The organism is Streptomyces sp. NPDC050164 (assembly GCF_044459945.1).
GTDB lineage: Bacteria > Actinomycetota > Actinomycetes > Streptomycetales > Streptomycetaceae > Streptomyces > Streptomyces coeruleorubidus_A.
In genome coordinates this window covers 114,526-122,123 of sequence record NZ_JBITJK010000030.1, presented here as the reverse complement: position 1 = coordinate 122,123, position 7,598 = coordinate 114,526, and the positions used below count along the sequence as shown (strand labels likewise).

The 7,598-nt window shown below is 72.1% G+C and carries 5 protein-coding genes and 1 pseudogene; 1 reads left to right on the top strand and 5 read right to left on the bottom strand.

Going from position 1 to position 7,598, the window contains the following annotated elements:
* Positions 1 to 117: 117 nt before the first annotated feature.
* Both ACIBNA_RS31710 and ACIBNA_RS31705 read right to left on the bottom strand, forming a co-directional pair.
* Positions 118 to 1,107: an aminoglycoside phosphotransferase family protein gene (locus ACIBNA_RS31710; RefSeq protein WP_399168620.1), complete on the bottom strand. Its 990-nt coding sequence runs from the start codon at positions 1,105 to 1,107 to the stop codon at positions 118 to 120.
* A gap of 47 nt (positions 1,108 to 1,154) precedes the next feature.
* Positions 1,155 to 2,282 (bottom strand): aminopeptidase P family protein, encoded by a 1,128-nt coding sequence (locus ACIBNA_RS31705; RefSeq protein WP_399168614.1) that lies wholly within the window; start codon positions 2,280 to 2,282, stop codon positions 1,155 to 1,157.
* A 186-nt stretch (positions 2,283 to 2,468) separates the two neighbouring features.
* Here ACIBNA_RS31705 and ACIBNA_RS31700 point away from each other — a divergent pair, with 186 nt between their 5' ends.
* Positions 2,469 to 3,224 carry a metallophosphoesterase gene (locus ACIBNA_RS31700; protein ID WP_399168613.1) on the top strand — a complete coding sequence of 252 codons (756 nt, stop codon included), beginning with the start codon at positions 2,469 to 2,471 and terminating at the stop codon, positions 3,222 to 3,224.
* A 42-nt stretch (positions 3,225 to 3,266) separates the two neighbouring features.
* On the opposite strand, the gene ACIBNA_RS31695 is transcribed toward ACIBNA_RS31700, so the two are convergent.
* The 3 genes and pseudogenes from ACIBNA_RS31695 to cyc2 form a co-directional block, all read right to left on the bottom strand.
* Positions 3,267 to 3,827 (bottom strand): PDZ domain-containing protein, encoded by a 561-nt coding sequence (locus ACIBNA_RS31695; protein WP_399168612.1) that lies wholly within the window; start codon positions 3,825 to 3,827, stop codon positions 3,267 to 3,269.
* 219 nt (positions 3,828 to 4,046) lie between these two features.
* A pseudogene (locus tag ACIBNA_RS31690) lies at positions 4,047 to 5,168 on the bottom strand (multicopper oxidase domain-containing protein); the annotation flags it as partial.
* Between the two features lie 162 nt (positions 5,169 to 5,330).
* Positions 5,331 to 7,493 carry a germacradienol/geosmin synthase Cyc2 gene (gene cyc2 / locus ACIBNA_RS31685; protein WP_399168611.1) on the bottom strand — a complete coding sequence of 721 codons (2,163 nt, stop codon included), beginning with the start codon at positions 7,491 to 7,493 and terminating at the stop codon, positions 5,331 to 5,333.
* Positions 7,494 to 7,598: the final 105 nt, after the last annotated feature.

The following is a 7,598-nucleotide window of genomic DNA, read 5'->3' as shown; positions in this document are numbered from 1 at the left end:
CCGAACTGGCGCGGGCTCAGCCCGGTGAACGGGGCTATCCAGGAGGGCTCCGACGCCGTGATCACACCAGACACAGCAAGATCATCTCATCCGTGACCAGCAGTTACGGGACAGCCCTTAGAGGGCGTCGTCCGTGTCCCGCAGGTCCGTCACCCGTTCCAGCAGGATCGGCTCCCAGGCCCGGCGCACCTGCGTGCGCAGCAGGCTGAGCCGGCCCGCGTCCCGGCTCGTGAGGGCCCCGGCGAGGTGGACGACCGTGTCGCAGCGGGCGAGCCACAGGCCGCGCAGGCAGGGGCGGGCGCCGTAGCCGGCGAGGGTGGCGGCGCGTACGGCGGCGGGTGAGCCGACGGCGAGCGCGAGGCCCGCGATGTCCTCGGCCGGGTCGCCGACGACCGCGTCGGCCCAGCCGAGGACGCCGCGCACCCGTCCGTCGGCGCTGACCACGAGATGGCCGCCCGTGAGCGCGTGGTGGGTGAGGACCGCCGAGCCGGACTGGGCGGCGAGCTGGGCCGCGGCGGGCGCCGTGAGCTGGTTCAGGCGGGCGGCGTCGAACTCGTCGGTGCCGGCGAGGCGTTCGGCGGCGCGTACGGCGGCGCGGCGCAGCCCCTCCAGGGAGCGCGGCGCGGCACGCGGCACACCGAGGGTCTCGGCCTGCCGGACGGGCACCTCGCGCAGCCCCGTGAGCAGTCCGGCGAGGTCGGCCTCTCCGACGGCGGACACGTCGTGCTCCTCGCCCGAGCCGCCGGGCACCTTGGTGTCCAGCGTGTAGGTCAGGCCGGGCGCCCACTCGCCGTGCGCCACGCTGACCGGCACCGCCACCGGGACGTGCGGGCGGAGGAGGTCGCGCAGGCGCAGTTCGCGGCGCTGGCGCACGGTGGCCTCGCGGTCGGGGGCGAGGCGCAGCACGTGGCGGGTGCCGACCCACCAGGTGGCGGGTTCGGCGCCCTCGGTGGCCGGCCGGACGTCGGGGCCGCTGTCCCGCGCGGTCTCCTCGCCGCCCCGGCCGGCCCTGCCGCCCTTGCCGTCCTTGCCGTCCTTGCCGTCCTTGAGCAGGGAACGGACCAGTCGGCGGACGGTGTCCGCGGTGGGTGTCGGTGCCTGGGTCATGGTCGCGCCGTTGCCGTTCGGGAGGCGTGTGGGGGACATCGGTGGCGTCACTCCACTATGACCAGCTCGCGGGAGGTGGTGTTAAGTCGCCGTCCGCCGTCCTCGGTGACGGTCACGATGTCCTCGATGCGCACGCCGAACCGGCCGGGCAGATAGATGCCGGGTTCCACGGAGAAGCACATGCCGGGCACGAGGGGCCGCTCCTCGCCCTCGATCATGTACGGCGGTTCGTGGGTGGTGACGCCGATGCCGTGTCCGGTGCGGTGGATGAAGTACTCGCCGTAGCCGGCGTCGGCGATGACCGCGCGGGCGGCCCGGTCGACGTCCTGGCAGGCGGCGCCCGGCCGCACAGCGCGGAACCCCGCCTCCTGGGCCTCGCGCACGATGTCGTGCACGCGGCGCTCGGCGTCGGTGGGTTCGCCGACGTGGACCGTGCGGGAGGTGTCGGAGCCGTAGCCGTCCTTCAGGCCGCCGAAGTCGAGGACGACCATGTCGCCGCGTTCGATGACGCGGTCGCCAGCCTCGTGGTGCGGATTGGCGCCGTTCGGGCCGGAGGCGACGATGGTGAAGTCGACCGTCTCGTGCCCGTGCCGGCGCAGGAGCCGGTCGAGGTCGGCGGCCACCTCCGATTCCCGGCGGCCGGCGAAGGGAACGTTCCGGATCTCCTCGAACGTCGCGTCGGCGGCGGCTCCCGCGGCCGTCATGAGCTCCAGCTCCGCCGCGTCCTTGACGGCGCGCAGCATCGGCAGGGCCTCGGTGAGCGAGGTGTAGGAGCTGCCGGGCACGGCCTGCTGCAACGCCAGCAGGTGCAGGGCCCAGGCGTTGTCGCTGATGCCGAACCGGCCCGAGGCGTCGAGCAGGGCGGCGGTGGCGGCGTAGGGGTCCTTGCCGTCGGTCCAGTCGCGCAGGGTCAGGGCGGGCGCGCCGGCCGCCTTCTGCGCGTCCGGGGCCTCCAGCGCGGGGACGACGAGGACGGGGTCCTGTCCGGCGGCGAGGACCAGCAGGGTGAGCCGTTCGGTGACCGCCGGGGGCGCGTAGCCGGTGAGCCACACCAGGTCCGGCCCAGGAGCCACCAGCAGGCCCGCGAGACCGGCCTCGGCGGCCGTCCGCGCGGCGCGCTCCATACGGGCCCTGTAGTCGTCGGCGGTGAAGGACGCGGCCGTACTTCCGGTCAAAGGGGCCTCCCAGGGACGGACGAAGGGGCTACGGGCAGCATCCTGCCCGGCCGGAGGGGGCAGCGCGAGCCGTCTGCGCACTTCACTCGAGCATCGTCATTAATGGCAGAGGATTGCTCAGGCATTAGACGTAATGCTTAGATGCTCGGCATCCATTAGCCGTTCGATCGAGGGGGGCGTACGACCGTGCTCGTACTGGCACACATCAGCGATCTGCATCTGGACGGGAGCACGCGAGCGACGGAGCGCGCCGAGCGGGTGCGCGACCGGCTGTGGGAGCGGCCGGGGAACGTGGACGCGCTGCTGGTGACCGGGGACATCGCGGACCACGGCACGGAGCCGGAGTACGAGGAGGCCGCCCGCATCCTGGGGCTGCGCGACGGCGACGCCCCGTTCCCCGTACTGACCTGCCCGGGCAACCACGACAGCCGCGCGCCCTACCGCAAGGCGCTGCTGGGCCTGCCGGGGGCGCAGGGGCCCGTCAACAGCGTGCAGGTCTTCGACGACGGTGCCGTGCTGATGTGCGACTCCAGCATCCCCGGCAGCGACGCCGGGGAGCTGGACGAGGAGACCTACGACTGGATCGGGACGACCCTCGACGAACTCGACGGCGGCCTTCCGGCCCTGCTCGCCTTCCACCACCCGCCGGTGGCGCTGCACCACCCGCTGCCCGACTCCTGCCAGTTGCGGGAGTCCGGCCGGCTGTCCGGCCTGCTGGACCGCCGGCCCGAGATCGCCGGGCTGATCACCGGCCACGCGCACACCCCCGCCGCGACCTCGTTCGCGGGGCGGCCGCTGGTGGTCGGCCCCGGTGTGACGTGGACGCTGCGGCTGCCCTGGGAGGGCGAGCAGGTCGCCGACCGGGACGCGCCGCCCGGGATCGCCTTCCACGTCCTGGACGACACGGGGCGGCTGACGACCCACTTCCGGGTGGTCACGTGACGCCGTGGCGCACGTGCGAGGTGGTGCGCATGACGACGTGATTCACGTGACGACAGCCGGTACGACCGTCAGCTGCTGGTAGCCGCCGCTGCGGTGCCGCACCGTCAGTTTCACCTTGGCGCCGGGGCGGGCGCGGGCGACGGCCCTGGCCAGGTCGGCGGCCGTGTCGATGCGGGTCTTGCCGAAGACGAGGAGCAGGTCGCCGCGCACCAGGCCCGCCTCCTGGGCCGGCCCGGGGACGTGGAGCCCGACGACCAGGGCCCCCGGCTTCCCGGCGTCCATGACCTGCACGCCGAGGGTCACGGCGGCGGGCACGGACACGGCGGCGGACGGCGAGGGGCTGGGCGGCGACGGCGTGTGCCGCCCGCGCGGATCGATGACTCCGTCCTTGCCGATCACCGTGGCGGCCATCGCCCCGAGGCTGATCCCGGACAGGACCAGGACCGCGCCGACGAACCCGGCGAACAGCACGTTGAGCAGCCGCCTCCCGCGGCGCCGGGCGGCGTGCGGGCGGGGCCGGGAAGGGCCGGACCCCGTCGCCGACACCGCCCCGTCGGGCTCCTGACCCGGCATCGGCTTGGGTCGCAGCGCGGTCTGTTCCATGGCTCGCCTCCGAATGGTGCGGATCGCCTCCGTCGGATACGGAAGGATCACGGCTGGTGCTCTACCCGGCTCTCCGGCGCGCGATGAGCCACGAACGAGTGAGACTGATCGGGCGTCGGCGGGGGGGCGTGCGTGCCGCCGGGGAGGCCGGGAACGACGGCACGGCTCGCACCGCACCCGGCGTGCCGGGTGCGGTGCGAGCCGTGGTCGCGGGGCCGGTCAGCCCGTGTGGCCCTCCCCGTGGCCGCCGTGGGCACCGCCGTGGTCGAACTTCAGCACCTGCTCAGGCATCACGACGAAGGGCCGCATCATGCCCATGTCCTCGTGCTCCAGCAGATGGCAGTGGTACATGAACCGGCCGTGCGCGCCGTCGAACTTCCCCATGACGCGCAGCATCTGGTCCCCGGGCACCCGGAAGACGTCCTTCCAGCCGAGCTCGTTGGGCGCGAGCGGGATGGAGGTGCCGGCGCCGTAGCGGATCGGCGTGCGGGTGCCGCCCACCGCCGGGTCGAAGCCCGACACGTCGTAGGCGTCGCGGCCCAGGAGCTGGAAGTCGGCCAGGTGGATGTGCATGGGATGGACGATGGGCGCGAGGTTGAGGAAGCTCCACTGCTCGTGGCTGCCCTCGGGGATGGTGTAGCCGAGGGCGTCGTTGAACGTCCGGGCCGTGCGCCGGTACGTCCTGGTCCTGTTGTCCGGGCCGGTGATCTGGATGACGCCGTCGGTGGGGACCTGGATGCCGCCCGGGTGCTTGACCTCCACCATCTCCCACATCTCGGGGTGGCCGCCGGCGCCCTTCGTGGCGGGCGGGGTGAGGACGACCAGACGGTGGTCGTGCCCGATGTCGTGGGTGAGGCGGCGGAAGGAGCCGGAGAGCACCGTGGGCAGCTCGAACGTCTCGGGCTCGCAGGTCTCCCCGATCCGGAACTCCATGACCGCCGGATACGGCACGTCACCCGCCGGGTCCGGCACACCCGGCGGCTGGTTGCGGCCCTTGTTGACCAGGCGCAGCGTCCGGCCCGCGAGCCCCCGGAAGTCGGCCAGCAGGTCGAAGCGCTCGGCCGGGGCCGCGGTCAGCGTCGGCAGCGTCTCGTCGAAGTCGACCGGTACGGGACGCGGCAGCAGCCCCCCGTCGCTGCCGATCTGGTGCAGGACACCCGGGACCGGGTTGTCGTCCTCGTCGACGAGGACGAGGTCGTAGATACGCGCGTTGGAGGCGTTGACCAGACGGAACCGGTACCAGCCGGCAGCCACGTCGGCGTACGGCCAGATCCGGCCGTTGACCGTGGTGTACGGGCCGGTGAAGGCCTGTGAGACCGGCTTGCCCGTCTCCGGGTTCTTCACGTGCTCTGAGTGATGTCGGCAGGTTTGTCGATGATGTCGGTCAAGGTGATAACCCCCGTGTGGTGCGTTGTCTGTTCCCCTCGTCCAGAAAGACCCCCGGCGCACTGCCGGGGGTTCCCCGATGTCCCGTTCCGAGCTGATCTGGCCGGAAAGTTCCGCTCAGCCGAGAGCGGGCACGGGCAGGGCGGGTGGCCGGTCCGGGAGGAAGCCGTGGGCACGCCGGGCCAGCCAGTCGGCCTTGTAGCGGTCCACCTCGCGGTGCCAGTTGAGGATGCCCGCCATCCAGTTCTGAAGATCCGTGACGTACTCCTGCATGACGGCGCGGCCCTCGTCCGTGAGCTGGAAATCCTCGTACAGGACGGGCAGTTCGTGCTCGACCACGTGCTCGAACTGCCGCATGCGCTGGCTCATCAGGTCGTGCACGATGCCGAGGGCGGTCGGGTAGTCGCAGCCGAAGAAGGACTGCACGACGAGGATCGCGTTGTGCATCTCGCCCTCGTACTCGATCTCCTTCTGGTACGAGAAGACATCGTTGGTCAGGCACGCGAAGTCGATCGCGGCGTTCTCCAGGGAGCGGACCGGGCCGCTGCGGTAGATCTCGGGCGGGACGGCCGGGCCGTGGCCCATCCGGCACAGGCTCAGGGTGAGGTCGGAGCCGAAGGTCGCGCGGCGCATCTCCAGGTAGTCGACCGGGTCGGGGACGCGGTTCTGGAGCTGGTTGGACAGTTCCCACACCCAGCTCTCGGTCATGGCGTTGATCGCGTCCTTCAGGGTGCGCCGCGCCTCGGGCGTCATGTCCGCGGTGGTGCGCAGCCACAGGTCGAGAAGGCCGCGCTCCATGGCGTTGGCGGGGGCCGGCGGCGCCTCGCCGGCGACCGGCATGCAGTCGGACAGGCGTGCCGTGGTCAGCCGGGCGGCGGCCAGGTCGCGGCGGTGGCCGTAGACCAGCGGGTAGTAGTCGTCGCCGTAGGTGCCCCAGGCGAGCCACTGCGCGCTGAGGTCGAGGGCCTCGGGCGTGGCGTCCGGGTCGAGGCCCGCCGAGCAGAGCGGGAGGTCGTAGGCCCGGAGTTTGTCCGCGTCCCAGACGCCCTCGCCGAGGATGCCCATGCGGTTGACCCAGTCGGTCAGGTTCCGGCGGGCGCCGTCGAGATGCGGGCTGAGCTGAAGCGGGAACGGCATGCGGATGTCGGGGATCCGGGACGGCCCGACCTTCTGGTACGGCACGTGCGTGTAGGCGCGCAGCCGCTCGGCTCCGGCCGCGGCGAGCAGGGCGCGCACGTCGGCGGCGGAGGTGCCCATGCCGCTGCACCCCGGCCACGGCTTGCCGCCGCGCGCGTTCTCGTTCATGTAGCGGCTGGAGCGCAGATGCCACTCGTGGCCGCCGGACTGCCAGTCCTGGAGTCCCTTGGTGTACGCCGCCACGGCCGCGACCTCGCCGGGAGTGAGGCTGTTCTCCAGGGCCACCGCGGGCACTTCGGTGAACGCCGTGTGCTCGAACTGGTGGAGGCGGGACGTGAGGACGTCGTTGACGGTGTCCGCGGCCTCCTGCGTGGTGCAGCCGAAGAAGGTCTCCACGACGAGCACGCCGTTGCTGTTCTCGCCCTCGTCCTCGACCTCTCGCTGGTAGGAGAACAGGTCGTTGCGCAGGTGCACGGCGTCGGAGAACGTCTCCATCAGCACCCTGAGCGGCCTGGACCGCGCCACGGACGCGGGCACTTCGGCGGTCGCGTACTCCACGAGGCCCGCCGACCAGGGGGCGCCGCCCACCTTGCGGCGCATCTCGATGTACTCGACGGGGTTGGCGATCCGCCCCTCGTTGATGTTGGACAGTTCCCACAGGGACTCGTTCAGCAGGTGCTCGGTCGCCTCGGCGAAGCGGCGGCGCCAGTCCTGCGACATCTTCGGCACCGTGCGCGCCCACAGGTCGGCGAGGCCCGCCTCGACCGGGTTCTCCGGCTCCGGTACGGGAGTCGAGAGGTCCAGCGGCATGAAGAGGGGCAGCCGGTCCAGGTGGGCCTTGCCGGCGACGCGGTCCTGGCTGCGCTTGTACATCTCCAGGAAGTGGTCGTCGAAGAAGAAGACCCACACGTACCAGTCGGTGATGAGGGAGAGGTCGGGGCCGTCGCAGTCGGGGTGGGTGTAGGCGCACAGCAGGCCGTAGTCGTGCGCGTCGAGGTCGGCCTGCTCCCAGATGCCGGATCCCTCCAGCATGCCCATCTCGCGCGCCCACTCGGTCGAATGGGCGCGGGCCTCGTCGAGATGAGGGTTCAGCCGCGCGGGATGCGGCATGTAGAAGTACGGGAGTTCGAACGGCTGCGTCATGGCCGGGCCCTACCCGGCGCCTCGCGGCGGCATCCGCAGGACCGGACATGATCACACCATCGCGTGAATCGGGAATGAATGCGGGAGTTCTCGCCGGACCTTGTG

Excerpts from the sequence above, each read along its gene's own strand:
- ACIBNA_RS31710 (WP_399168620.1), bottom strand. The coding sequence starts at position 1,107 with ATGACCCAGGCACCGACACCCACCGCGGACACCGTCCGCCGACTGGTC.
- ACIBNA_RS31695 (WP_399168612.1), bottom strand. The coding sequence starts at position 3,827 with ATGGAACAGACCGCGCTGCGACCCAAGCCGATGCCGGGTCAGGAGCCC.
- cyc2 (WP_399168611.1), bottom strand. The coding sequence starts at position 7,493 with ATGACGCAGCCGTTCGAACTCCCGTACTTCTACATGCCGCATCCCGCG.